A 25,216-nucleotide genomic window follows, 5' to 3' on the forward strand; every position below is an offset into this window, starting at 1 on the left:
CGCATCCGCAAGGAGCTGTGACCGTGCCGCACTTCGAGTTCGCCAAGTCCAGCCACAGCAGCGGCAACGGCGAGTGCGTGTACCGGGGCAGTCCCACCGGAAACGGGTCAGACCACGGCGATCACCCGAGTTCCTCCCGAGCCTTCTCCGCCTCGGCCGCGAGTTCCGCCGCTTCTGTGGCCTTCGCCGCGGCGTCGATGGCCGTCAGTGACTTACGGACCTGGTTACGGTCCGTGGTGTACCAGAAGTCGGGCAGTGACGCCTTGAGATAACTGCCGTAGCGAGCCGTAGCCAGCCGCTGATCCAGTACGGCGACGACGCCTCGGTCCCCCGAGGCCCGAACGAGGCGACCGGCGCCCTGGGCCATGAGCAGGGCGGCGTGCGTGGCGGCGACCGCCATGAAGCCGTTGCCGCCCGCGTCCTCCACCGCCTTCTGGCGGGCGCTCATCAGGGGGTCGTCGGGGCGTGGGAACGGGATCTTGTCCATGACGACCAGCTGGCAGCTGGGTCCGGGCACGTCGACACCCTGCCAGAGCGACAGCGTGCCGAAGAGACAGGTCTTCGGGTCGGCCGCGAAGTTCTTGATCAACTCGCCGAGGGTCTCCTCACCCTGCAGAAGGATCGGGAACTCCGGGATACGGGAGCGCAGTTCCTCGGCGGCCAGCTGGGCCGCCCTCATGGAGGAGAACAGCCCCAGGGTGCGGCCACCGGCCGCCTGGATGAGCTCCGTCAGTTCGTCGAGCATGTCCGCTCGGTCGCCGTCCCGCGCGGGGCGCGCGAGGTGCTTGGCGACGTAGAGGATGCCCTGCCTCGGGTAGTCGAAGGGCGAACCGACGTCGAGGCCCTTCCACTTCGGCAGGTCTTCGCCCTCGGTCCCTTCCGGGGCGAGCCCCAAGGACGCCCCTACGCCGTTGAAGTCGCCGCCGAGCTTCAGGGTCGCCGAGGTCAGGACCACGGAGCGGTCCGCGAACAGCTTCTCCCTCAGCAGACCGGAGACGGACATGGGGGCCACGCGCAGGGAGGCGCCGAAGCGGTCATGGCGCTCGTACCAGACCACGTCCCACTCCGAACCGTTCGTGATCCGCTCCGCCACGTCGTGCACCGACTCCACGGAGGCCAGCGCCTGCTTGCGGACCGCGTCCTCGTCCTGGACCGACTTGTCGCGCGTCGCTCCGATCGCGGAGATGACCGTACGGGCGGCGTCGCGCAGTGCCATCAGCGCGTAGCCGAGGTCCTCCGGGATCTCCTCCAACCGGCCGGGCAAAGCGAGCTCCATCAACCGCTCGAAGCCCTCGGCAGCGGTCTGGAGCTGGTCGGCCGCCTTTTCGTTGACGAGCTTCGCGGCGCGGCGCACCGCACGGTTGACCTGGCCGGGGGTGAGTTCGCCGGTGGCGACGCCGGTGACCCGGGACACCAGCTCGTGCGCCTCGTCGACGATCAGCACTTCGTGCTGGGGGAGGACGGGGGCGCCTTCGATGGCGTCGATCGCGAGCAGCGCGTGGTTGGTGACGACGACCTCGGCGAGCTTGGCGCGCTCACGGGCCATCTCGGCGAAGCACTCGGCGCCGTAGGCACACTTCGTCGCGCCCAGGCACTCCCGTGAGGACACGGAGATCTGCGCCCAGGCGCGGTCGGAGACTCCCGGTGTGAGGTCGTCGCGGTCGCCGTTCTCGGTGTCCTGCGACCAGTCCCGGAGCCGCAGCAGATCCTGGCCCAGCTTGCTGGTGGGTGCGGCGGCCTCGAACCGGTCGAAGAGTCCCTCTTCCTCGTCCTGCGGGACGCCTTCGTGGAGGCGGTGCAGACACAGATAGTTCGACCGGCCCTTGAGCATCGCGAACTCAGGGCGGCGGCGCAGCAGCGGGTGCAGCGCCTCGACCGTGCGGGGCAGGTCGCGTTCGACGAGCTGTCTCTGCAGTGCCAGGGTGGCCGTCGCGACGACGACCCGCTCCCCGTGCGCGAGCGCGGGCACGAGATAGCCGAGCGACTTTCCGGTACCGGTGCCGGCCTGCACCAGCAGGTGGGAACCTTCGTCGATCGCGTCCGCGACGGATTCGGCCATGGTCACCTGGCCGGGGCGCTCCGTACCGCCGACGGCAGTGACGGCAGCATGCAGGAGTTCGGGGAGTGAGGGCTTCGTCATAGCGCGACCACCCTACGGCCCGGCACTGACAAAGGGGTGATCAAGGCGGGGACGAGGGACGGGATCAAGACCGGGGGCTCCTCGGAGAAGCAGCGGCTGGAAGTCGGATCGCCTCGCCTTCGGTCCGACTTCGGCCGGACATGGTCCGGTCGGGACCGACCTCGATCCGTCAATGGCCGGAAATGATCGAGGCCCAGTGGGGCGATGGAGCGGGACTCGTGCGGTTCGAGGCCGTCGAAAAAAAGTCCTGCGGCAGATGGGAACCGGCTCGGCGCGAGCGGTGTACCAGAAGTGATTGCGCGATCACGTGTTGCTACAACAGACCGCGCAGGGACCGGTCTCGGATCATGAGGGCCGCCCGTTTGGCGGGCAGGTCCACCTCGGCCGAGAAGCGGAAACCTGCGCTCAGAAAGGCGGTGACGGACCGAATGTTCCGAAGGTCGGGTTCCGCGATGACGCGGGCACAGGCGGGTCTCCTGTCGAGTGCGAGATCGGCGACGGCTCTGAGCAGAGTGCTGCCAAGACCGCGACCCCGATCGGCGACAGCGCCGATGAGCAGATGGATACCGGTGTCGTGCGGTCTGGCCGGGTAGTGGCGGGCCAGCGGATCCAGGTCCGCCCGGTAGACCTCCCAGTAGCTCATCGGGGTGCCCTCCAGCACCCCTAGGCAGGGAACACTGCGTCCGTCGTCGGCCAGCTGGGACCGCAGGTGGTCCTCCGTCACGTTCTGGGGCCCGGCCAGCTCCCAGAACGCGGCCACTGCGGGGTCGTTCATCCAACGGCAGACGAGGGCAAGGTCCCGCTCGACACGTACGGGCACGAGTTGGAACACGCCGACCGGGGTCGCGATCGGCCCCCAGCCGGCGACACCGTCGAGCAGGTCGTAGCCGGCCGGGGTGGGCGAGGCGGGGGGTGCGGTGCTGTCGCCCCGGCTCTGCGGCCCCGGCCCGTCCTCGGCATCGGTGTCGCCCGCGCCGGGCCGCCCCGTCTCGAAGCGTGCGACGAATTCATCCGGCAGGCGCAGGTCCAGTGTGTCCTCGTGGTCAGTGCTCCGGTCAGTGCACCGGGCGGTGCCGTCCTCGCCCGGGGCGGGACAGGGGCCGGTGCCGACGTCGGGCGAGGGGGCGGAAACGGCGTCGGCAGTCGCGTCGGCAGACACGCAGGCGCTCCTCTCAGGAGGCGGGGTCGGTCATGTTCCTCAGGAGTGAAGGGGGTTGGCGATGGTGACGTAGACGGACTGGGTGTCGACCGGGCCGACGAGTTCGTCCAAGCCGTGCGCGCGGGTCAGCAGATTGGCCTTGCAGCGCAGGACGGGTGAGTCGAGCAGACGCCCCGGAAGCGTGGAGCGCAGTCGGGTGGGTCCGTGGGCCACGTCGGCGAGGAAGCGGCGGAAGGCGGCGAGCAGCAGCCGTTCGTCGGCCAGGCGCTGGGAGCCGAACGCACCGATGAGGCCGAGGACGTTGTTGATCGCGAGGTAGTAGGCGAAACGCTCGTCGGTGACTTCGTCGGAGACGAAGGTGTCGCTGTGTACGCCGATGCCGGGCAGCCGGGCGTCGAGTTCCGCCCGCCGGGACTCACGGAAGTAGTAGCCCTGGTTGTCGCGGTAGCGGCCGCCGGCGGGCCAGCCGTCACCGTCCAGCAGGACCAGGGTGTTCTGCTGGTGTGCCTCCAGCGCGATCCCTGCCTCGCCGTCGAGCCACAGCACCGGGCGAACGACGTGTTCCAGGTAGCGCAGGAACCACTCGGTGGAGACGGCTCCTCGGGGGCGGCCGGTGCGGGCGGCGAGCCGGGTGACGATCTCCCCCAGCCGGGATCGCCAGGCCGGGCGGTGCGTCTCCGGGCGGTTCACGTCCGGGGGGTAGCCCCTGCCCGGGCCGCCCATGTCCGGACATGCCTCGGCGGTGCCTGCTCGAACGTCGGGGCGTGGTGAGACGAGTCCGGCGATGCAGGAGACGTCGTCCGAGGTGCTGAACGGGTTGTGCCGGATCACCACGTCGATTCCGGGGACGGGACTGCCGTCGGGCCCGTCGATGGCCAGCCAGGCCGGGTCGCGGACGATGTCGAACGCCGGGTGGGCCGCCTGCCACACCTTGGACAGACCGCTGCGCAGGAGCCGATGTACCTCGACACCGCGATGGAGTTCCTTGCGGAGGTTCTCGCGGCGGGAGTTGGTGATGCGCAGGCCCAGCGAGAGCTTGAGCATGGCGGGGGCGCCGGAGCGATGAACGGTACGTACGGAGGAGGTGGGGTGCCAAGGGGAGCCGTGGGTGCCCAGGTCCTGGAGCAGCCCGGTGTCGAAGAGAGGAGCGGTCTCGGGGCGGTTCCGGACCTCGCGGAGTTGCCAGGGATGCAGCGGCAGGGCCGTGCGGCCGTCGGGCAGCGGCAGGTCGGCGCCGGCCAGGCGCTGGGTGAGCTGGGCGGCGGCGACGGGACGACCGCGTTCGGTCCAGGCCGAATCGGTGGCGAGGAGGGAGGGATCGACAGCGAGCCAGTGCAGGGGGAAGGAGCCGCGCAATTCGGGTGAGTACAGGGCCCCTTCAGCTTCGGAGAGACCTTCGCGGCTCTTCGGGGCGGGGTGCAGAGGGTGGCCGAGCACGAGCGACTGTTCGGCGGTGAGGAAGAGGTCGGGACCGTCGCCGGGGTCCTTGCGGCGCTCGCGGACGAAGGTGGCGGTGCGGCGGATGGAGTCGGCGACGCGGGCCACCAGTTCGGCAGCACCTGCGGGGGCGGGGGTTTCTGTGGCCAGCGACTCACGGGTGAGCAGTGCCGCGACGGTGACCGCGTCGACCGGCGGAGCTTGTTGGGGGGCGTCGGCGAGGTGGGGGAGGCCGAAGCGGTGCCATCCCGTCGGGGACCAGTAGTGGATGGGGACGAGGAGGGATGCGCCACTGGCTGTGAGGGGGATGCGAAGGGTGCCGCCCGTGGGGGCGGGCAGGTCGGTCTCGCGTACCCAGCAACGGAGCAGATTCTCCACCGCCGCGGCTTCGGCGGCACTGTGTGGGTCGGGATGGTCCAGAGGGTCGGCGGTGGCGCCGCGCAGACCCTCCTGTTCGGGCGGGCCTCCCTGCGACGGGGTGTGGGCGGGGCGGGCGCGGCGCTGCGGGGAGGGAGCTGTGTCGGAGTGGGTGCGGGGGTGTGCGGGGGCGGGGCTGTGGGGGGTGGGGGTGGTGTTCAAGTTCCGTGTTCCTCGGGGGTGGTGGGTCGATGTTGCCCGGGCCGGGACAGGGATCACGGCGGCTGGACGAGGGCTTGGTGAGAAAAGAGCGTGGAGGTGAGTGGTGTTCGGGAAGGGATCTGTGACCAATCGACTTGATGGCGGGGGTGGTTCGGAGGTGCCGGCGAGCGGAACGCGGCTCGGCCGGTGGCGCGGGGTGTGGTGGCAGCTGCTGGCCGGATCCGCACTCCGGCTTCTGACCTGGACCCGATTCCGACCCGGCACTCGGCCCCGGCGCCGAGTGCCGCTGTCACAGCGGTTTCGGCAGGGGCGTTCACTCCGTCCGGAGGTGTGGCCGCGTCCCCGGGCTCTTGTGCCGCTCCAGCCGCGTCTCCGGCCCCTGCCGATCGGTCGGCCTCAGCCAACACCCCAGTTACCCCCAACACCCCAGTTGCCGCTTGATCGGCCCCGACCGACACACGGGCCGCTACCGCCCAGGCCGCGCCGCCCATACCGCCGGCTTCTGCCGCTCCATCGACTCCCACTGTCGGCTCGGCAGCTACCTCGCCGTCCCGTCGCCCTCGTCCCGGCCCCGGCGTCGGTGCTGCTGGTGCCTCCCGCCACCGGGGCTGTGACTGCGGGCCACCGCGGCCACCGCGTCGGCAAGTCGGTCAAGGACGGCGGTCGCCTGTTCCTCGGTGATCGTCAGGGGCGGGAGCAGGCGGACGACGCTCGCGTGACGGCCACCGAGCTCGACGATCAGGCCGCGTCGGAGGCACTCCCGCTGGACGGCGGCGGCGAGTTCCGGAGAGGCAGGGCGGGGAGACGGGACGGCACCAGGCGTCAGCGCAGCGCTCGCACCAGCCGCGCTGCCTGGTCCGACCGTGTCCGACAATCCGGCGGACCCTTCTCCGCCACCGCTCCCGACCGACAACCCCGGTCCGCCAGCCTCACCGGCCTCCCTGAATCCACCGGCTGCACCGGATGCACCAGGTCCATTGGATCCAGCGACACCCAGCCCCTCCCCCGCCACCTCACCCGCCCCCTCGACCATCTCAACCCCGATCATCAACCCCCGCCCCCGCACGTCGCCGATCACGGGGAACTCCTGTGCCAGCGACTGGAGTTGAGACAGCATCCGGGCCCCCAGCGTTGCCGCGCGCGCCGTGAGGTCGTTCTCCCGGACGTAGGCCATCGTGGCCGTGCCCGCGGCCATGGCGAGTTGGTTGCCGCGGAAGGTGCCTGCGTGGGCGCCGGGTTCCCAGACGTCGAGGTCGTCGCGGTAGACGACGACAGCGAGAGGCAGGCTGCCGCCGATGGCCTTGGAGAGGACCATCACGTCGGGGGTGATGCCGCTGTGCTCCACGGCCCAGAAGGCGCCGGTTCGGCCAACCCCCGTCTGGACCTCGTCGGCGATGAGCGGGATCGAGCGGTCGGCCGTGATCTGGCGCATGCGCCGCATCCACTCGTCCGGGGCCGGAAGGACCCCGCCCTCGCCCTGGACGGGTTCGAGGATCATCCCGGCGGGCAGCGGCACCCCGGATTTGGGGTCGTCGAGGACGGATTGTGTCCAGCGGGCGGCGAGTTCGGCGCCATGCGGGCCACCGACCCCGAAGGGGCAGCGGTAGTCCTGCGGATAGGGCAACCGGGCGACCCGTACGTCCGGGGCCTCGCCGGACGCCTCGAGGGCGCCGGAGGTCATGCCGTGGTAGGCGCCGGCGAAGGCGAGCATGCCGTTGCGGCCGGTCGCGGCCCGTACGAGCTTGAAGGCAGCCTCCACCGCGTCGGTGCCGGCCGGGCCGCAGAACTGCACGCGTGCACGGTCGGCGAGCCCAGGAGGGAGGGTTCGGAACAGTTCGGTGGTGAAGGCGTCCTTGACGGGGGTCGCGAGGTCGAGAACGTGAAGGGGCGCACCCGAGTCGAGGACCTTGCGAATGGCTTCCAGGACGACGGGGTGGTTGTGGCCGAGGGCCAGCGTGCCGGCGCCCGAGAGGCAGTCGAGGTAGCGGCGGCCGTCGGCGCCCTCGATGGTCAGGCCGCGGGCGCGTACTGGGACGATCGGGAGGGCCCGGGCGTAGGTGCGCGCTGCCGACTCGCGGGCCGACTGGCGCCGCAGGATGCCCTCGTGCGCGGAGCGGGCCTGCGACGGTTCCGCGACGGCGGTCTGCCCCGCCGTGGCCTCCCCGGGTGCGGTCTCGGTCACGGCCATGGTTCTCCCGTCGTCGCGCTGTGCAGGGGCAAACGGTCGCTGGCGGACTCGCCCGTCCCGACATACGGCGCCCCGGGACCCTTTGCTCGACATCTCGGCACATCGCTGCCCCGACTGTCGGGAAAACTCGCAGGATTGGGGCGCGGGGACCGAACCGTCCGCCGACAGCGGGCCCACACCGCTACCAACCCCGGAGTGTTCGGCGGGTTACGGGTTGCCTGAAGATCTTTGGCGTGACGGAACTGTTGCGGTTCCGTCGGAAATCACCCATAGCGGGCGCATAGTGTGTGGTGCCGTTCCAAGGCGCGGTGCCGGAAGGTGAACTCGCGGGACGTCTGCGGGAAGTGCCCGGATCCGGCGCCGGGTTCGTCCACACCAGGGGGAGGCGGAGCATGCGATCCGGACCACTGCCGTTGACGGCCCACGGCGAAGGCCGAAGGGGTGCGCGCCGCAGAACCTCCCCCGCGCGCCGAACAACCTCCCCCCTGCTGGCCGCAATGGCCCTCGCCTCGGTGCTGGCGTTGACCGTAACCGGCTGCGAATCGGGCGGCCCGGACGCGAATGCGCAGGCCTCCGCCTCCAACACCCCCGGGGGAGACGGCAAGATCACGATCCCGGACGACATCAGGGACAGGCTGAAGGAGCACGGGATCGATGTCGACCAGTGGAAGAACGGCGCCTGGAAGGACTGGGACAGGGACGACTGGCTGCGCGAGGCCCAGGACTACATCAACCCCATCATCGAGGGCCTGTGGAACCCGGACCGGATGCGGGAGGCCGAGGATCCCGACCGCGGCGTCCAGGAGAGCGACCTCTCGGGTGACCAGGGTGTGACCGACCCGGAGCCGCCGCCGGTGGACGCGAAGGCCGTATCTCCTACGTACCACGACAACGTTCCCGAGGCGGGCAAGGTGTTCTTCGACTCCCCCGAAGGCACGATGGTCTGCTCGGCGACGGTCGTGGCGGACCCGGCCCACCCGGGCAGGTCCAACTTGGTGTGGACCGCGGGGCATTGTGTGCACGCGGGCAGGAGTGGCGGCTGGTACCGCAACATCGCGTTCGTGCCGTCCTACAACGACCGGGCCCTCTCGGCCGGGGAGTTGGCGGGTGCGACCGAGGACGAGCTCGCTCCGTACGGCGTCTGGTGGGCCGACTGGGCGGGGACGTCGGATCAGTGGATCGCGCGGGGCGGTCCGACCGGTGGGGACGGTGCCCCCTACGACTTCGCCGTCATTCATGTGACGCCGGAGGAAGGCGGCACCGGCAAGTCCTTGGAGGAGACAATCGGTTCGGCTCTGCCGGTGGACTTCGCCGCGCCGGCGGTGCCGCGGGTGGAGAGCATCACGGCCGCGGGGTATCCGGCGGCGGCGCCGTTCGACGGGGAGACGCTGTACCAGTGCCAGGACAGGCCGGGACGGCTGTCGATCAACGCCTCGGATCCGACGATGTACCGGATCGGCTGCACGATGACCGGTGGGTCGTCCGGCGGCGGCTGGGTCGCGACCGCCTCGGACGGCGAGCCGGCGCTGGTGTCCAACACCTCGATCGGCCCGGTGGCCGCGGGTTGGCTGGCCGGGCCCCGGCTGGGTGAGGTGGCCGAGGGGGTGTACGACTCGGTCAGTCGGAAGTTCGCGGGGCAGTGACAGCCCAGGCGCTCTCAAGCATGCCGATCGGGCACGACCGCCGGTGACCTGCACGACCGCCGGTGACCTGGACGTGACCGAGGCCCGCCCCCTGTGAAAGGGACGGGCCTCAAGGCCGCTGGGCTACATGCGCTCAGGCCACCGGCACCGGCACGTACGGCGCCAGGTCCGCGGCCAGCTCCTCGTGCACCCGGACCTTGAGCAGGGTGCCCTCCGCCGTGTGCTCCTCGGAGATCACCTCGCCCTCGTCATGGGCGCGGGCGACCAGCTTGCCGTGGGTGTACGGCACGAGCGCCTCGATCTCGACGGACGGCCTGGGCAGTTCGTTGTCGATCAGGGCGAGCAGCTCGGTGATGCCCTGGCCGGTACGGGCCGAGACCGCGATGGAGCGCTTCTCGATCCGCATCAGCCGCTGAAGCGTCAGCGGGTCCGCCGCGTCGGCCTTGTTGATCACAACGATCTCGGGTACATCGGTGGCGCCGACGTCCCTGATCACCTCGCGTACGGCGGCCAGTTGCTCCTCCGGGTTCGGGTGCGAGCCGTCCACCACGTGCAGGATCAGGTCGGACTCGCCGACCTCCTCCATGGTGGAGCGGAACGCCTCGACCAGGTGGTGCGGCAGGTGCCGTACAAAACCGACGGTGTCGGCCAGCGTGTACAGGCGGCCGCTCGGGGTCTGCGCGCGGCGGACGGTGGGGTCCAGGGTCGCGAACAGGGCGTTCTCGACCAGGACGCCCGCGCCCGTGAGGCGGTTGAGCAGGGACGACTTGCCGGCGTTGGTGTAGCCCGCGATGGCGACCGAGGGCACCTTGTGGCGCTTGCGTTCCTGGCGCTTGATCTCGCGGCCGGTCTTCATGTCCGCGATCTCCCGGCGCATCTTCGCCATCTTCTCGCGGATCCGGCGCCGGTCCGTCTCGATCTTGGTCTCACCGGGGCCACGGGTGGCGAGGCCGCCGCCCTTGCCGCCGCCCATCTGACGGGACAGCGACTGACCCCAGCCTCGCAGCCTCGGCAGCATGTACTGCATCTGCGCGAGCGCGACCTGCGCCTTGCCCTCACGGGACTTGGCGTGCTGGGCGAAGATGTCGAGGATCAGGGCCGTACGGTCGATGACCTTGACCTTGACGACGTCTTCGAGGGCGATGAGCTGGCCGGGGCTGAGTTCACCGTCGCAGATGACGGTGTCCGCGCCGGACTCGACGACGATGTCACGCAGCTCCAGGGCCTTGCCGGAACCGATGAAGGTGGCCGCGTCGGGCTTGTCGCGGCGCTGGATCACGCCGTCGAGCACGAGTGCGCCCGCGGTCTCCGCGAGGGCGGCGAGCTCCGCGAGGGAGTTGTCCGCGTCCTGCACGGTCCCCGTGGTCCAGACGCCGACGAGGACGACCCGCTCCAGACGGAGCTGGCGGTACTCGACCTCGGTGACGTCCTCGAGTTCGGTGGAGAGGCCGGCGACGCGGCGCAGGGCCGCGCGCTCGGAGCGGTCGAACTGCTCGCCGTCCCGCTCTCCGTCGATCTCGTGGCTCCAGGCGACGTCCTCTTCCATCAGGGCATCGGCCCGAAGACCTTCGGCGTAGGTGTGCGCGAGGCGCTGCGTGTCCTGGGAAGGGGATGAAGAGGAGGTCATTGGGTCCTTACGTCGATGGGGATTCCGATTCGGCGGTCATGTCTCTCAACGCACGAGAACCCCGGGAGATTCCCCTGTCCCGTGCCGCGCCGACCTGAAGATGGTCGCACGGCACGGGGCGTCTCGTCACTGCCTTATTTCACCGGTGCGGCTGCCACGGCCTTCCAGTCCCGGTGGCCGGGCATGGGCGGGGTCTTCTCCCCGTACAGCCAGTCCTGGAGGAAGCCGTGGAGGTCGCGTCCGGAGATCTCGGAGGCGAGGCGTACGAAGTCGGCGGTCGACGCCGTGCCGTCCCGGTGTTCCCGCACCCATGCGCGTTCCAGGGCCTCGAAGGGGCCGCGGCCGATCTCCTGGCGCAGGGCGTACAGAACCAGGGCGGCGCCGTCATAGACGTTCGCCCGGAAGATGCTGATCTTCTCGCCGGGCTTGGGCGGCTTGGGCGCGGCCGGCGGCCCGCCTGCCGCCCGCCAACGGTCGGAAGCGCCGTACGCGGCCTTCATGCGGGCCTCAAGGGTGTGGCCCGCCTTCTCCTCCGCGTACAAGGCCTCGTACCAGGTGGCGTGTCCTTCGTTGAGCCACAGATCGGACCAGGTGCGGGGGCTGACGCTGTCGCCGAACCACTGGTGGGCGAGCTCATGGACCATGATCGACTCGATGTACCACTTGGGGTAGGCGGGCTCGGTGAAGAGATTCTTCTCGAAGAGGGAGAGGGTTTGAGTCTCCAACTCGAAGCCGGTGTCGGCGGTCGCCATGAGGATGCCGTACGTCTCGAAGGGGTACGGACCGACCTTCTTCTCCATCCAGGCGAGCTGGCCGGGGGTCTTCTTTAGCCACGGTTCGAGCTGGGCGCGGTCCCTCGCCGGTACGACGTCCCGGACGGGCAGTCCGTGCGGTCCGCTGCGGTGCACCACGGCGGAGCGGCCGATGGACACCTGCGCGAGCTCGGTGGCCATGGGGTGCTGGGTGCGGTACGTCCAGGTGGTCGCCTTGCCGACGCGGTCCACCTCCGTCGGCAGTCCGTTCGCGACGGCCGTGTAACCGTCGGGCGCGGTGACCCGGATGGTGAACATCGCCTTGTCGGAGGGGTGGTCGTTGCACGGGAACACCAGGTGGGCGACGTCGGCCTGGTTGGCCATGGCGAGGCCGTCCGTGGTGCGTACCCAGCCGCCGTCCCGGTCCGCGGCGGAGACGGGGTCGCTCGTGTGACGGACGGTGATCCGCATCCAGCTGCCGGCGGGCAGTGGGGTGTCGGGTGTGACGACAAGGTCCTCGCCGACGCTGGTGAAGGCCGCGGGCAGTCCGTCGACCTCCACCGACCGGACCTCGCCGTGCGCGAAGTCGAGGTTGAGGCGGTCGAGTTCGGTCGTCGTCCAGGCGTCGATCGTGGTGACGGCCGTGAGCGGCTTGCTGTTGCTGCCGGGGTAGGTGAAGGAGAGGTCGTACGACGCCACGTCGTAGCCCGGGTTGCCGAGGTCGGGGAAGAGGCGGTCGCCGACACCGAGCGGCGTGGGCGGGGCGCTCGCGGCGAGCAGACAGACGGAGACGGCGGAGGCGAGCAGCGCGGCCGCCCTGTTGCGACGGGCGTTTGCGGTACGGCGACGGGGGGCGTCGGCGGGGGGTACGGGGGCAGGGGCGGGGTGAGTGCGGGGGGTGAGCGGCATGCACCACCGCTACCAGCGCGCGCGTGCACCACGACGGCGACTCGCGACGGGCCCACTCGAACGGGGTCCTGCGGTCCTGTTGAGGAGACGCGCGCGTGGGTGTGCGGGTGTGCGGCCATGGCACAAGGTGCGTTCCCGCTCGCGCCGGCACGCCACGCGAGCGTAAGGGCGTGTGGAGCGATCCTCACGTGTGTGAAAGGCATAGGGGCCGGTTCCTCACGGGCGCGGTGGCGTCCTGTGGGCTCCTCGCCCGGGTCGGCACAACGCGACGCGTGAGGTGCCGGCACCATCCGACGATGACTCCTTGAGGAAGCGGCCCAGTGGGCGCGGCCGCCCCTGACGTGCCGATCCGGGGGGTCGGACGAGCCTCTGAGGCGTCGATTCCGGTCGGCGCGCCCGCCAGACGCGTCACTCCCGGTTCGGACGAGCCAACTGAGGCACCGATCCCGGTTCAGCGCGCCCCCAGACGCATCACCCCCAGGTCGGTCAGACACCTGCGGCACCGATCCCGATCAACGCGCCCCCCTGACGCGCCGTCCTGGGGTCTGACGAGCCTCTGAAGTGTCGACTCCGGTCGGCGCGGCACGCTGAGGCACCCATCTCGGCTGGCGCGACTCCCTACGGCACCCATCCCGGTCGGCGCGCGCCCCCTTCGGCTCCCCGATCACCGCGCCCCTACGGCACCCCCTCGGCGCCCCCTGCGGCACCCATCCCGACCAGCGCAGGCCCCCGAGTCCTCCCTCAATCCCCCGTCGGCGTCTGCGCCCGGCTCACGTCGTACACGCCCGGCACGTTCCGCATCGCCCTCATCAGTGCGGGCAGCTGGGCCGCGTCCGGCAGCTGGACCGTGTACGTGTGGCGCACCCGCTGCTGGCTGGGGGGTTCGACGGTCGCGGAGACGATCTCGGCGCCCTCGCCGGCCATGGCCTCGGTGAGGTCGGCGAGGAGGTGCGGACGGCCGAAGGACTCCGCGAACAGCGTGACCCGGCACTCGGCGGTGTCGCCCCAGCGCACGCCGACCTCCCTGCGCCCCTTCATACGGGCCACAGCGGCGCACTCGACGCGGTGCACGGTGACCACTCCCCCGCGCACCGCGAAGCCGGTGATCTCGTCGGGCGGTACGGGCGTGCAGCAGCCGGCCAGCCGTACGGTCGCGCCGGGCAGGTCGACGAGGGCGACGGCGGCGCCGGGGCGGTCCGCGGCCTGGTCGTCGGGGGTCTGCGGCTCGGCGCTGCTCCGGCCCGCGCTGTCGGGTGTGTCGGCCGCCGACGGCTCCGCGACGGAGGCACGGAAGGGGTTCGCGTCCCCCCGCCCGGCCCGCGCGTGCCCGGTCACCCCCGCCGTCCCGTCGCGCTCCTCGGCGCCCTCCGGCGCCTCGTGCGAGGGATGCGTGGCGATCCACCGCTGGATGGCGATCCGCGCCGCGGGGGTGTGCGCGTGCTCCAGCCACTCCTTGGAGGGTTCGGCGGCCGGGTCCTGTCCCATGAGGAGCTGAACGGTGTCGCCGTCCTTGAGGACGGTGCTCAGGGTCGCCAGGCGGCCGTTGACCCGAGCGCCCAGGCACGCGTGCGCGTCCTCGCCGTACTGCGCGTAAGCGGCGTCCACACAGGTCGCGCCCTCGGGCAGGCCCAGGGTGCCGCCGTCCGGCCGGAAGACGGTGATCTCCCGATCCTGGGCGAGGTCCTCGCGCAGGGTGGACCAGAAGGTGTCCGCGTCGGGCGCGGCCGCCTGCCAGTCGAGGAGGCGGGAGAGCCAGCCGGGCCGGGTGGGGTCCACCCGCTCCTCGTCGGCGCCGACGCCGTGGGACGCGCTCTGCTCCTCCGAGGAGTCCGAAGGGGACGCGTACGGATTGCCGAGCGCCACCACGCCGGCCTCGGCGACCTTGTGCATCTGGTGGGTGCGGATGAGGACCTCGACCACCTGGCCGTCGCCGCGGGCCACGGCGGTGTGCAGCGACTGGTACAGGTTGAACTTCGGTACCGCGATGAAGTCCTTGAACTCCGAGACGACAGGTGTCATACAGGTGTGCAGTTCGCCCAGGACGGCGTAGCAGTCCGCGTCCTCGCCGACCAGGACCAGCAGGCGGCCGAAGTCCGCGCCGCGCAGCCGGCCGCGCTTGCGGGCCGTCCGGTGCACGGAGACGAAGTGCCGTGGCCGGATGACGACTTCGGCCTGGATGCCGGCCTCGCGCAGCACCCCCCGCACCTCGTCGGCGATCTCGGCGAGCGGGTCGTCCGCGCGGGAGGCGTTGTCGACGATCAGCTCGCGCGTGTGCTCGTACTCCTCGGGGTGGAGGATCGCGAAGACCAGGTCTTCCAGTTCGGTCTTGAGGGCCTGGACGCCGAGGCGTTCGGCGAGCGGGATGAGAACGTCGCGGGTGACCTTGGCGATGCGGGCCTGTTTCTCGGGGCGCATCACGCCGAGGGTGCGCATGTTGTGCAGCCGGTCGGCGAGTTTGATCGACATCACGCGGACGTCGTTGCCGGTGGCGACGAGCATCTTGCGGAAGGTCTCGGGCTCGGCGGCGGCGCCGTAGTCGACCTTCTCCAGCTTGGTGACGCCGTCGACGAGGAAGCGGACCTCCGCGCCGAACTCCTCGCCGACCTGATCGAGCGTCACCTCGGTGTCCTCGACGGTGTCGTGGAGCAGAGAGGCCGTCAGGGTCGTGGTCTCGGCGCCGAGTTCGGCGAGGATCAGGGTCACCGCGAGCGGGTGTGTGATGTACGGCTCACCGCTCTTGCGCATCTGGCCGCGGTGCGAGGACTCGGCCAGGACCCAGGCGCGGCGCAGCGGCTCGAGGTCGGCGTCGGGGTGGTGGGCGCGGTGGGCCTCGGCAACGTGGCCGATGGCGTCGGGCAGCCGGTCGCGGGCGGCGGGGCCGAGCAGCGCGGCACGGCCCAGACGGCGCAGGTCGATCCGCGCCCGCCAGCGGGCGGCCGGGCCTGCTACCGGACCTGGGGTCGCGGGGTTCGTCGCCTCCGCACTCATGGGCACCTCCGGCTGCGTGGACCGGCGGACGGGGTGCCCCATGGCGGACACGGCTCAGGGGATGGCATCTGTCCCCCGTCCGGGCCGGTGCTTGATGCTACCGAGCCCATCACGCCCGGCTGACCGCCTCTCGGCGAGCGTGAAACGGATCACCCATTCGAGCGAAGGTTTGCAGGTTTACCATTTCGCGCCATCTGACCTGCGACTGACTGTGGTTCTGAATCGCACAAGGGCTCGGAGGCTGCGGTTCCACGTCCCCGGGACGCCGATCATTGCGATTCATATGGTCAACGAACCGCGTTTTCAAGCCAGTCACCATCGATCTCGCCTTCGGCGACGATCACCGCGGGGCCGGTCATCTCGATCTCGCCGTCGGTCCGTTCGGTGATCACCAGGGTGCCGCCGGGCACGTCGACGGTGTACGTCGCCGGGCTGCCGGTGGCCGCCGGGTCGGCGCCGTCCCTGCGGGCCGTGGCCACGGCGACGGCGCACGCGCCCGTGCCGCAGGACCGGGTCTCGCCCGCCCCGCGCTCATGCACGCGCATGGCGACGTGGCGGGGGCCGCGGTCGACCACGAACTCGACGTTGACCCCGCTCGGGTAGGCGTCGGCCGGACTGAACGGCGGCGGGGAGTACAGGTCGCCGGCGTGCGCGAGGTCGTCCACGAAGGCCACGGCGTGCGGGTTGCCCATGTTCACGTTCCGTGCGGGCCAACGGCGGTCGCCGACGCTCACCGTGACGTCCCCCTCGGGGAGCAACGCCCTGCCCATGCCGACGGTGACGTCACCGTCCTTCGCGATGTGCACGGTCTTCACGCCCCCGCGGGTGGCCACAGCGAGGTCGCCCTCGGTGACGTGACCGGCGTGCTGGAGGTAGCGGGCGAAGACGCGTACGCCGTTGCCGCACATCTCCGCGACGGAGCCGTCGCCGTTGCGGTAGTCCATGAACCACTCGGCCTGCCCGGCCATGTGCGTGGCCTCGGGGTGCGCGGCGGACCGTACGACGTGGAGGAGGCCGTCACCGCCGATGCCGGCCCGGCGGTCGCACAGGGCGGTGACCGCGGCGGGGGGCAGGTCGAGGGCGTTCTCGGGGTCCGGGACGATCACGAAGTCGTTCTCGGTGCCGTGGCCCTTGAGGAAGGCGATCCTGGTGCTCATTCTTCGATCGTAAGGGAGGCGCGGTTCCCGGCCGCGGGCCCGGCGGAGGTTGCCGAGCAGTTCCCCGCGCCCCTGAAGCGGCGCTTCAGCGCAGCCTGGCTACGCGCCAGACCGCCAGAACCACCACCACGGCCACCAGCAGCACGTATCCGATCACGACCCGCCAATCCGCGCGCCGACCGGAACCCCGCTGCGGCAGCCCGGGCCACGTGTAACCAACGCGGCGCGCTGCCATCGAGCCCCAGCCGGCCGCGCACGAGCAGATCAGCAGACCCAGCATCGCGATCACCGCTCCGCTGTCGCCGAAGTCGAAGGCTAGCGGGAAGGCGAACATCAGGGAGCCCACCGCGGCCAGCGAGACGATGGGGGCGAGCTGCCAGATCCGCAGGCGGCGCTGCGGGCGCAGCTCGACCTCGACCTCTTCCCCGCCCGGGAACATCTCCTCGGGCTCGGGACCGTCGGCGGTCACACCGCCCTGGGTGTCGTCGGGCCCGTCGGAGATCAGACGCTCCGCGTCCTGCTCCGGTTCACCGCTCTCGGCGGTGAGGGGCTCGATGCCTTGTGCGGTGTCGCGAGGGCCGGCCTCCATCACCACGCGCCCTCCCAACTCGGACTCCACTTGGTCGATCGAAGCTCGATGATGGCACGGCGGCGGAGGCCCGGATGACGGCCGGAGCGTCCCGATGCCATGACGTGATCAGGCTGTGACCGGTCGTTCGACCAACGCCAGCGCGAGCTGCGGAAGTTCTGTGAGATGCGCCGCAGCCCCACTCAACCAGTGCACCCGCGGATCGCGCCTGAACCATGAATCCTGACGGCGCGCGAAGCGTTTCGTGGCACGGACGGTCTCGGCCCGCGCGTCCTCCATCGCGCACTCCCCCGAGAGCGCCGCCAGCACCTGCTGGTACCCGAGCGCGCGCGAGGCTGTGCGCCCCTCGCGCAACCCTCGCGCCTCCAGCTCCCGCACCTCCTCCACGAGGCCGGCGTCCCACATCCGGTCGACGCGGCGCGCGATGCGCTCGTCGAGCTCGGGCCGGGCGACGTCGACACCGATCTGGAGGGTGTCGTAGATGGAGTCGTGGCCGGGGAGGTTGGCGGTGAAGGGCTTGCCGGTGATCTCGATCACTTCGAGAGCCCGGACGATACGGCGGCCGTTGCTGGGCAGGATGGCCTGCGCGGCCCCGGGGTCGGCGGCGGAGAGGCGGGCGTGCAGCGCGCCGGAGCCACGCAGGACGAGTTCCTCCTCCAGGCGGGCCCTGACCTCCGGGTCGGTGCCGGGGAACTCCAGGTTGTCGACGGCCCCGCGCACGTAGAGCCCGGAACCCCCGACGAGGATCGGCCAGCGGCCCTCGGCGAGCAGTGCGTCGATCCTGGCGCGGGCCAGCCGCTGGTACTCGGCGACGGACGCGGTGACGGTCACGTCCCAGATGTCCAGGAGGTGGTGCGGGACGCCGTCGCGTTCCGAGGGCGTCAATTTGGCGGTGCCGATGTCCATCCCTCGGTAGAGCTGCATGGAGTCGGCGTTGACGACCTCGCCTCCCAGTCGTTGGGCGAGGAAGACGCCCAGATCGGACTTTCCGGCCGCAGTGGGTCCGACGACGGCGATGACGCGGGGGGCGGGGGGTGCGCTGCTCACCGCCCCAGTCTCGCAAACCTCCGGGCACCACCTCGAACGAGTTACGTGACGGCCCGGCTGCGGCGTCGTTGCCAGTTGCGTGGCTTCCGCCGCCCTGTTCACGGAGGCGGCGATCCGGACGGCGCAAACGGGCGCACCGGGCGACGCGGGATTTCCCCCGCACGAGTAGCGTATGGAGTGGATATGGGCGTTTTTGCACGACTTCTCCGCAGGTCGAAGGCTACGGAGGAGGCGTCAACCGCCGAGACGCAGGCCGACATCCCGACGGCCGAGTCCGCGGCGGAGGAGGCGGCAGAAGCGAAGGGATCGACCGACGTCAAGGCCAAGGCCGACGCCAAGTCCGACGCCAAGGCCGGGACCGAGACCGAGGGCAGGAGCCAGGTCGAGATCACCGAGACCGCCGCGACCGAGGACACGGACGGGTCGGCGGCGGAACCCGGCGACGACGCTGCCGCCGACGGCGTCGAGATCCCCAAGCAGCAGTCCGCCGAGGATGCGGCCGACCATGAGGCCGGCGAGGGCGCCCGCACGTAACTGTCCCGCGTGGGAAGGTGAACGATGGGTCTCCTGGACAATGTGAAGGCCAAGCTCGGCCCGGCCAAGGACAAGGTCTCCGGCCTCGCGCAGCAGCACGGGGGCAAGATCCAGCACGGTCTCGACAAGGCCGCCAAGGTCGTGGACGAGAAGACCAAGGGCAAGTACAGCGACAGGATCCGGACGGGCACGGGCAAGGCCAAGGACGCCATGGACCGACTCGCGCACCACGAGGGCACGGAGGGACCGGGGGGCGGCAGCGTGCCACCGGCCTCACCGCCGCCCGCTTCCTGAACGGCGGCACGGCACACCGACGGACGGCCACGGGGCATGACGCCCCCGGGCCGTCCGCCGTTTGCCCAGGACCAGCCCAGGACCAGCCCAGGCCTCCACCACGGCCCCCTGCGGTCTCGGCAGCGGCTCTCGCGACCACAGGCCCTCCGTGGACCTCAGGACCAGGTCGCGACCAGGTACCCCACGCCATAAGGCGCGTCCTCGTACAGCAGCGAGCCGCTGAGGTTCGCGCCCTCGGCCGCGCCCGCGAGGACCTGCCAGCAGGCCCGGCCGGAGGCCTTCAGTTCGTACGCCAGCTCGGCGTCCAGCGCTCGCAGGGCCGCCACGTCGGCCGCGCCCAGCGCCCGCGCGACCTCCGCGTCGAAGGGGGCCGCGCGCTCGTCGAGGTAGCCGGGTGCCTTCAGTGTGCGGCAGGCGCTGGCGTCGCCCATCACCAGCAGCGCCACCCGCTCGGCCCGGGCGGCGATGTCCCTACCGGTCTGGATACACCGCTCGGGCTCCAGAGGTTCCCCCACGCCGAGTCCCTCGATCGGGGCGCCGGACCAGTCGGTGCGCTCCAGCAGCCAGGCGGCGACGGCGAGCGAGGCCGGGAGCGGACGCTGCGGGGCAGGCTCCCGCTCCGGCCCGAGCCGTACGTCCACATCGACGCCGAAGCCGCGGAACGACCCCCGGGCGCCCTGCGAGTGCGGGCCACGTCCGCTCTCGTCGGCGGGCCCCACGACGACGAGGCGGTCGGGCCGGGCCGCCGCGAGGACACCCAGCGTGTCCGTGCAGGCGGCGCGGGCCCCGTCGAGCTCGGGCGCGGCCCCGGCGGCGACCTGGGGCACGAGAACGGGCGGACAGGGACAGACAGCGGCTGCTACAAGCATGATCGGCAGCCTACTTCCAGGCCCACGGCCAGGACTCGGGATGCGTGCTCCACACCAGTTCGCCGAGCCGGTACACCATGCGATGCGTGGACATCACACCCTCGATGTGGGCGTAGTAGGCGTCCCCGTCGCCGATCCGGTAGACGTGCCGACGCTTCTGGCGCAGAGTGAGGCCCGGCCGGTGGGTGCAGGCGAGCTCGTACAGACGGGCGCGGGCCTCTTCCCGGGTGCCCTCGAAGTGCGCCACCTCGTCGACGTCCTGCTGGTCTCCGTGACTTCGGTCGACCAGGACCACCCAACGCCCCATGCCCCGCCCCTCCTGCGCGACCGGCTGCGTGGGCTCAGTGCGCCACGCAGCCGCCCGTGGCCGCCGGCAGCGGCTCGGGAACCCCGATCTTCGGGAGGCCCAGCATGACACCCGCGGGCGTGGCGGCCTCGGCCGCGTTCCGCTTCTCCCACGCGTCCCCCGCGCGCGTGCGGCGCACGTCGAGAACGGTGCCCTCGGCGAGGAGGTGGTGCGGGGCGGCGTAGGTGATCTCGACCGTGACCACGTCGCCGGGGCGTACCTCCTGGTCGGGCTTGGTGAAGTGGACCAGGCGGTTGTCGGGGGCGCGGCCGGAGAGGCGGTGGGTGGCGCCGTCCTTGCGGCCCTCACCCTCGGCGACCATCAGCTCCAGGGTGCGGCCGACCTGCTTCTTGTTCTCCTCCCAGGAGATCTCCTCCTGAAGGGCGACGAGACGCTCGTAGCGCGACTGCACGACCTCCTTGGGGATCTGCCCGTCCATGGTCGCCGCCGGGGTTCCGGGGCGCTTGGAGTACTGGAAGGTGAAGGCGTTCGTGAAGCGGGCCTCGCGGACCACGCGCATGGTCTGCTCGAAGTCCTCCTCGGTCTCGCCGGGGAAGCCCACGATGATGTCGGTCGAGATCGCGGCGTCCGGCATGGCGGCGCGCACCTTCTCGATGATCCCCAGGTAGCGCTCCTGCCGGTAGGAACGGCGCATCGCCTTGAGGACCGTGTCCGAGCCGGACTGCAGGGGCATGTGCAGCTGCGGCATGACGTTCGGCGTCTCCGCCATCGCCGCGATCACGTCGTCCGTGAAGTCGCGGGGGTGGGGAGACGTGAATCGCACGCGCTCCAGGCCCTCGATCGAGCCGCACGCGCGCAGCAGCTTGCTGAACGCCTCCCGGTCGCCGATGTCGGAGCCGTACGCGTTGACGTTCTGGCCGAGCAGGGTGATCTCGGAGACGCCCTCGCCGACCAGCGCCTCGATCTCGGCGAGGATGTCGCCGCTGCGGCGGTCCTTCTCCTTGCCGCGCAGCGCCGGGACGATGCAGAAGGTGCAGGTGTTGTTGCAGCCGACGGAGATCGACACCCAGGCCGCGTAGGCGCTCTCACGCCGGGTCGGCAGCGTGGACGGGAACGCCTCCAGCGACTCGGCGATCTCGACCTGCGCCTCCTCCTGCACGCGCGCGCGTTCCAGCAGGACCGGCAGCTTGCCGATGTTGTGGGTGCCGAAGACGACGTCCACCCAGGGCGCCTTCCGCACGATGGTGTCCCGGTCCTTCTGCGCGAGACAGCCGCCGACCGCGATCTGCATTCCGGGCCGCGACGCCTTGCGCGGCGCGAGCCGGCCGAGGTTGCCGTAGAGCCGGTTGTCGGCGTTCTCCCGTACCGCGCAGGTGTTGAAGACGACGACGTCCGCGTCCCCGTCGGAGCCCTCGGGGGCGGGTACGTAGCCCGCCTCCTCCAGCAGTCCGGACAATCGCTCGGAGTCGTGGACGTTCATCTGGCACCCATAAGTGCGCACTTCATACGTTTTCGAAGAGGGAACGTCCACTGCCGGGCTCCGGTCGCTGCTGCTGGTCATGGCTCAAGGGTAGGCGCTCCGCGGAGACCGCCGCCCCGGTGCTCAGCCCTGGCCGCTCACGGGCGCAGCAGCCGCTCCAGGGCGCTCGCGCTGACCGAGAAAGGACTCAGGCGGGCCGTTCCGGCCGGGGGTCGGTGGGCCACGACCACGAGGCGGACTGCCCGGGCCCGTTCCTCGGCCAGGCGGGAGGCCACGACGGTGGAGCTTCGGAGCTGGACCAGGGTGTCGAGGTAGGTGGCGGGGGGTCGCGTCGGCGGGCATCCGGTAGCGCTGGACCACGAGGTGCGCGTCGGTCCGCCGCAGCGCCGCCGAGGTGCCACCGGGGCCGGTGTCCGTGGACGGCGGCAGACAGGCCCGGGCGGCGGCGTCGACGTGCGATACGGGCACCGGTGGGCGCCGGTGGGTCGCCGGGCACCGCCCGGAGCGGGGCACAGCAGCAGCGCGAGGACGCCGGCCACACCCGGCACCAGCACGGTGACGCCGACGAACCGCACACCGCGGGCCCGACGCGTGAGGAAGGTCTACGCGAGAGAACCGGGTGACGGCGGCCCGCGCGAAGGAGGACCGGGTGGCGTCGGCCCCTGTCCGGGAGGCCCGTCCGAAGGAGGCCCTCATACCGCTGCTCCACCCTCCCCCGGGAGCCACTCGCCCCCCTCAAGGTGCGTGCAGGTCACTGCGGCGCCCACCGCGGGGTGCCGGGCGAGAGGGGGCACGCATCGCGGATGACGTGAATCACTTGGGAGGCGGGGCCCGGGGGCTTTGCATGACCATACGTGGTGATGCATAATCTTCCTATGTCCAAGGTCCTCACGTCCCTCCCCGCCGGCGAACGCGTCGGCATCGCCTTCTCCGGCGGTCTCGACACCTCCGTCGCGGTCGCGTGGATGCGCGACAAGGGCGCCATTCCCTGCACCTACACCGCGCACATCGGCCAGTACGACGAGCCCGACATCGACTCGGTGCCCGGCCGCGCGAAGACCTACGGTGCCGAGATCGCGCGCCTGGTCGACTGCCGGGCCGCGCTGGTCGAGGAGGGGCTGGCCGCGCTCACCTGCGGGGCGTTCCACATCCGCTCGGGCGGGCGGGCGTACTTCAACACCACCCCGCTGGGCCGTGCCGTCACCGGCACGCTGCTGGTGCGGGCGATGCTGGAGGACAACGTCCAGATCTGGGGCGACGGTTCGACGTTCAAGGGCAACGACATCGAGCGGTTCTACCGCTACGGCCTGCTCGCGAACCCGAACCTGCGCATCTACAAGCCCTGGTTGGACGCGGACTTCGTCACCGAGCTCGGCGGCCGCAAGGAGATGTCGGAGTGGCTGGTCGCGCACCAGCTGCCGTACCGGGACTCCACGGAGAAGGCGTACTCCACCGACGCCAACATCTGGGGCGCCACGCACGAGGCCAAGACCCTGGAGCACCTCAACACCGGCATCGAGACCGTCGAGCCGATCATGGGTGTGAAGTTCTGGGACCCGTCGGTCGAGATCGCGCCCGAGGACGTGACGATCGGCTTCGACCAGGGCCGCCCGGTCACCATCAACGGCAAGGAGTTCGGCTCCGCCGTCGACCTGGTCATGGAGGCCAACGCCATCGGCGGCCGGCACGGCCTGGGCATGTCCGACCAGATCGAGAACCGGATCATCGAGGCGAAGAGCCGCGGCATCTACGAGGCCCCGGGCATGGCCCTGCTGCACGCGGCCTACGAGCGTCTCGTCAACGCGATCCACAACGAGGACACCGTCGCCCAGTACCACAACGAGGGCCGGCGCCTGGGCCGTCTCATGTACGAGGGCCGCTGGCTGGACCCGCAGGCCCTGATGATCCGCGAGTCGCTCCAGCGGTGGGTCGGCGCGGCGATCACGGGCGAGGTCACCCTCCGCCTGCGGCGCGGCGAGGACTACTCGATCCTCGACACCACGGGCCCGGCGTTCTCGTACCACCCGGACAAGCTGTCGATGGAGCGCACCGAGGACTCGGCCTTCGGCCCGGTGGACCGGATCGGCCAGCTCACCATGCGCAACCTCGACATCGCCGACTCCCGCGCCAAGCTGGAGCAGTACGCGGGTCTCGGCCTGATCGGCACCGGCAGCCCCACGATCGGTGCGTCCCAGGCCGCCGCGACCGGGCTGATCGGCACCATGCCGGAACTCCCCGAGGGCGGCGCCGAGGCGATCGCCTCCCGCGGCGAGGTCTCCGAGGACGAGGCCCTGCTGGACCGGGCGGCGATGGAGTTCGGCACGGACTGATCCACCCCGAGAGGTTCGTGGGAAGAGGCCGGTGCGAGACAGCGCCGGCCTCTTCTCATGCCCGCCCCTCCCGCGACCGCATCAACGGCTGGATCCGCGTCCCGAAGGCCTCGATCCCGTCGAGGAAGTCGTCGAAGACCAGCATGATCCCCTTGGTGCCCTCGACCCCGGCGATCTCGTCGAGCATGCGCGCGACACTCTCGTACGAGCCCACGAGCGTCCCCATGTTGAAGTTCACGGCGCCCTCGGGCAGCACGATGGTGCGGGCCGTGGAGGAGTCGTCGGCGGTGGCGTCCGTGGCCGACTCCCCCGCCATGTAGGCCAGCGCCGCCAGGTCGGCGTTGTCGTGGTAGTCCTGCCACTTCGCGCGGGCGGCCTCGTCGGTCTCGTCGGCGATGACCATGAACAGGGACAGGGCACCGACGTCACGGCCGGTCTCCCGTGCCGCCTCCACCAGCGTGGCCGCGCTGTCCGCGAAGGCGAGCGGGGTGTTCACGCCGCTGCCCAGGATGAAGTTGTAGTCGGCGTGCCCGGCGGCGAACCGCATGCCCGTGCCGCTCTGCCCGGCGGCCACGATGTCGATGTGCCCGTCGGCCGGCCGCGGCGAGAGCACGCAGTCGTCCATCTCGTAGAACGCGCCCTTGAAGTTGCTGACGCCCTCGCTCCACAGCTCCTTCATCACCGTCACGTACTCGACGGCCCGTTCGTACCGGTTGCCGAAGTGCTCGTCGCCGGGCCATACGCCCATCTGCGTGTACTCGCCGGGCGCCCAGCCGGTGACGATGTTGACGCCGAAGCGGCCGGGGGCGATCGAGTCGACCGTGACCGCCATGCGGGCGACGATCGCCGGCGGCAGCGCGAGGATGGGCGTGGAGGCGTACAGCTTGATCCGCTCGGTCACCGCGGCCAGCCCCGCCATCAGCGTGAACGACTCCAGGCAGTGGTCCCAGAACTGGGTCTCGCCGCCGAAACCCTTGAGTTTGATCATCGAGAGGGCGAAGTCGAACCCGTGCTGCTCGGCCTTCTGCACGACCGCCTTGTTGAGCTCGAAGGTCGGCATGTACTGCGGGGAACTCTTCGAGATGAGCCAGCCGTTGTTGCCGATGGGGATGAAGACACCGATGTCCATGCCGCTCCTCATGATCGAAGACTGCCCGGTCCGACGGCACGGTACACGGCCGGAGTTT

At 71.0% G+C, this 25,216-nt stretch carries 19 protein-coding genes; 4 read left to right on the forward strand and 15 right to left on the reverse strand.

The genetic code is table 11. The features are described from left to right. Positions 1 to 121: 121 nt before the first annotated feature. The 4 genes from ABZT93_RS34750 to ABZT93_RS34765 form a co-directional block, all read right to left on the reverse strand. Positions 122 to 2,140, reverse strand: coding sequence for an ATP-dependent DNA helicase (locus tag ABZT93_RS34750; protein WP_356112192.1), 2,019 nt, complete (start codon positions 2,138 to 2,140; stop codon positions 122 to 124). A gap of 313 nt (positions 2,141 to 2,453) precedes the next feature. Beyond that, positions 2,454 to 3,299 (reverse strand): GNAT family N-acetyltransferase, encoded by an 846-nt coding sequence (locus tag ABZT93_RS34755; RefSeq protein ID WP_356112194.1) that lies wholly within the window; start codon positions 3,297 to 3,299, stop codon positions 2,454 to 2,456. A gap of 39 nt (positions 3,300 to 3,338) precedes the next feature. Continuing rightward, entirely contained in the window at positions 3,339 to 5,180 is a 1,842-nt protein-coding gene (locus tag ABZT93_RS34760; RefSeq protein ID WP_356112275.1) for an IucA/IucC family protein, read from the reverse strand. A 673-nt stretch (positions 5,181 to 5,853) separates the two neighbouring features. After that, complete coding sequence (locus ABZT93_RS34765) at positions 5,854 to 7,503, reverse strand: diaminobutyrate--2-oxoglutarate transaminase family protein (protein ID WP_356112195.1); 1,650 nt, start codon at positions 7,501 to 7,503, stop codon at positions 5,854 to 5,856. A gap of 497 nt (positions 7,504 to 8,000) precedes the next feature. Between ABZT93_RS34765 and ABZT93_RS34770 the strand changes: the two genes are divergently transcribed. After that, entirely contained in the window at positions 8,001 to 9,146 is a 1,146-nt protein-coding gene (locus ABZT93_RS34770; protein ID WP_356112277.1) for a hypothetical protein, read from the forward strand. 133 nt (positions 9,147 to 9,279) lie between these two features. Here ABZT93_RS34770 and hflX read toward each other — a convergent pair whose 3' ends face one another. The 6 genes from hflX to miaA all read right to left on the reverse strand — a co-directional run bounded on the left by hflX (position 9,280) and on the right by miaA (position 18,215). Continuing rightward, a complete protein-coding gene (hflX, locus tag ABZT93_RS34775) occupies positions 9,280 to 10,773 on the reverse strand; it encodes a GTPase HflX (protein WP_356112196.1) in 1,494 nt (497 codons plus the stop codon). A 134-nt stretch (positions 10,774 to 10,907) separates the two neighbouring features. After that, the gene (locus tag ABZT93_RS34780) at positions 10,908 to 12,434 is read right to left on the reverse strand and encodes a M1 family metallopeptidase (protein ID WP_356112198.1); all 1,527 of its coding nucleotides are present in this window, start codon (positions 12,432 to 12,434) and stop codon (positions 10,908 to 10,910) included. A gap of 741 nt (positions 12,435 to 13,175) precedes the next feature. Continuing rightward, positions 13,176 to 15,422, reverse strand: coding sequence for an HD domain-containing protein (locus ABZT93_RS34785; RefSeq protein ID WP_356112200.1), 2,247 nt, complete (start codon positions 15,420 to 15,422; stop codon positions 13,176 to 13,178). A gap of 287 nt (positions 15,423 to 15,709) precedes the next feature. After that, a complete protein-coding gene (dapF, locus tag ABZT93_RS34790) occupies positions 15,710 to 16,579 on the reverse strand; it encodes a diaminopimelate epimerase (protein WP_356112202.1) in 870 nt (289 codons plus the stop codon). Positions 16,580 to 16,664: 85 nt separating this feature from the next. Next, positions 16,665 to 17,168, reverse strand: coding sequence for a hypothetical protein (locus ABZT93_RS34795; RefSeq protein WP_356112204.1), 504 nt, complete (start codon positions 17,166 to 17,168; stop codon positions 16,665 to 16,667). Positions 17,169 to 17,276: 108 nt separating this feature from the next. After that, entirely contained in the window at positions 17,277 to 18,215 is a 939-nt protein-coding gene (gene miaA / locus ABZT93_RS34800) for a tRNA (adenosine(37)-N6)-dimethylallyltransferase MiaA (RefSeq protein WP_356112206.1), read from the reverse strand. Positions 18,216 to 18,398: 183 nt separating this feature from the next. Here miaA and ABZT93_RS34805 point away from each other — a divergent pair, with 183 nt between their 5' ends. Both ABZT93_RS34805 and ABZT93_RS34810 read left to right on the forward strand, forming a co-directional pair. Continuing rightward, positions 18,399 to 18,749: a hypothetical protein gene (locus tag ABZT93_RS34805; protein WP_356112207.1), complete on the forward strand. Its 351-nt coding sequence runs from the start codon at positions 18,399 to 18,401 to the stop codon at positions 18,747 to 18,749. 24 nt (positions 18,750 to 18,773) lie between these two features. After that, a complete protein-coding gene (locus ABZT93_RS34810; RefSeq protein WP_356112209.1) occupies positions 18,774 to 19,043 on the forward strand; it encodes an antitoxin in 270 nt (89 codons plus the stop codon). 155 nt (positions 19,044 to 19,198) lie between these two features. Here the strand turns inward: ABZT93_RS34810 and ABZT93_RS34815 are convergent, their stop codons facing one another. The 4 genes from ABZT93_RS34815 to ABZT93_RS34830 are packed head-to-tail and all read right to left on the reverse strand — an operon-like array spanning position 19,199 to position 21,974. Next, positions 19,199 to 19,912: a class III extradiol dioxygenase subunit B-like domain-containing protein gene (locus tag ABZT93_RS34815; protein WP_356112211.1), complete on the reverse strand. Its 714-nt coding sequence runs from the start codon at positions 19,910 to 19,912 to the stop codon at positions 19,199 to 19,201. Between the two features lie 10 nt (positions 19,913 to 19,922). Continuing rightward, complete coding sequence (locus ABZT93_RS34820; RefSeq protein ID WP_356112213.1) at positions 19,923 to 20,219, reverse strand: hypothetical protein; 297 nt, start codon at positions 20,217 to 20,219, stop codon at positions 19,923 to 19,925. Between the two features lie 34 nt (positions 20,220 to 20,253). Next, on the reverse strand, positions 20,254 to 21,780 hold the full coding sequence (gene miaB, locus ABZT93_RS34825) for a tRNA (N6-isopentenyl adenosine(37)-C2)-methylthiotransferase MiaB (protein ID WP_356112214.1): 1,527 nt from the start codon (positions 21,778 to 21,780) through the stop codon (positions 20,254 to 20,256). Between the two features lie 56 nt (positions 21,781 to 21,836). Beyond that, positions 21,837 to 21,974, reverse strand: coding sequence for a hypothetical protein (locus tag ABZT93_RS34830; protein ID WP_356112216.1), 138 nt, complete (start codon positions 21,972 to 21,974; stop codon positions 21,837 to 21,839). Positions 21,975 to 22,574: 600 nt separating this feature from the next. On the opposite strand from ABZT93_RS34830, the gene argG reads away from it, so the two are divergent. Then, on the forward strand, positions 22,575 to 24,029 hold the full coding sequence (argG, locus tag ABZT93_RS34835; RefSeq protein WP_351994270.1) for an argininosuccinate synthase: 1,455 nt from the start codon (positions 22,575 to 22,577) through the stop codon (positions 24,027 to 24,029). A gap of 55 nt (positions 24,030 to 24,084) precedes the next feature. On the opposite strand, the gene rutA is transcribed toward argG, so the two are convergent. Beyond that, complete coding sequence (rutA, locus tag ABZT93_RS34840) at positions 24,085 to 25,158, reverse strand: pyrimidine utilization protein A (protein ID WP_356112279.1); 1,074 nt, start codon at positions 25,156 to 25,158, stop codon at positions 24,085 to 24,087. Between the last annotated feature and the right edge of the window lie 58 nt (positions 25,159 to 25,216).

This window comes from Streptomyces sp. NPDC005303, from assembly GCF_040607335.1.
In the GTDB taxonomy this organism is placed as follows: Bacteria; Actinomycetota; Actinomycetes; order Streptomycetales; family Streptomycetaceae; genus Streptomyces.

Bases quoted from the DNA above. Each gene is read 5' to 3' on its own strand.
- ABZT93_RS34780 (WP_356112198.1), bottom strand. From the start codon at position 12,434: ATGCCGCTCACCCCCCGCACTCACCCCGCCCCTGCCCCCGTACCCCCC.
- dapF (WP_356112202.1), bottom strand. From the start codon at position 16,579: ATGAGCACCAGGATCGCCTTCCTCAAGGGCCACGGCACCGAGAACGAC.
- ABZT93_RS34770 (WP_356112277.1), top strand. From the start codon at position 8,001: ATGGCCCTCGCCTCGGTGCTGGCGTTGACCGTAACCGGCTGCGAATCG.
- ABZT93_RS34785 (WP_356112200.1), bottom strand. From the start codon at position 15,422: ATGAGTGCGGAGGCGACGAACCCCGCGACCCCAGGTCCGGTAGCAGGC.
- ABZT93_RS34750 (WP_356112192.1), bottom strand. From the start codon at position 2,140: ATGACGAAGCCCTCACTCCCCGAACTCCTGCATGCTGCCGTCACTGCC.
- ABZT93_RS34795 (WP_356112204.1), bottom strand. From the start codon at position 17,168: ATGGAGGCCGGCCCTCGCGACACCGCACAAGGCATCGAGCCCCTCACC.
- ABZT93_RS34805 (WP_356112207.1), top strand. From the start codon at position 18,399: ATGGGCGTTTTTGCACGACTTCTCCGCAGGTCGAAGGCTACGGAGGAG.
- hflX (WP_356112196.1), bottom strand. From the start codon at position 10,773: ATGACCTCCTCTTCATCCCCTTCCCAGGACACGCAGCGCCTCGCGCAC.
- ABZT93_RS34810 (WP_356112209.1), top strand. From the start codon at position 18,774: ATGGGTCTCCTGGACAATGTGAAGGCCAAGCTCGGCCCGGCCAAGGAC.
- ABZT93_RS34815 (WP_356112211.1), bottom strand. From the start codon at position 19,912: ATGCTTGTAGCAGCCGCTGTCTGTCCCTGTCCGCCCGTTCTCGTGCCC.
- ABZT93_RS34765 (WP_356112195.1), bottom strand. From the start codon at position 7,503: ATGGCCGTGACCGAGACCGCACCCGGGGAGGCCACGGCGGGGCAGACC.
- rutA (WP_356112279.1), bottom strand. From the start codon at position 25,158: ATGGACATCGGTGTCTTCATCCCCATCGGCAACAACGGCTGGCTCATC.
- miaB (WP_356112214.1), bottom strand. From the start codon at position 21,780: ATGACCAGCAGCAGCGACCGGAGCCCGGCAGTGGACGTTCCCTCTTCG.
- argG (WP_351994270.1), top strand. From the start codon at position 22,575: ATGTCCAAGGTCCTCACGTCCCTCCCCGCCGGCGAACGCGTCGGCATC.
- ABZT93_RS34820 (WP_356112213.1), bottom strand. From the start codon at position 20,219: ATGGGGCGTTGGGTGGTCCTGGTCGACCGAAGTCACGGAGACCAGCAG.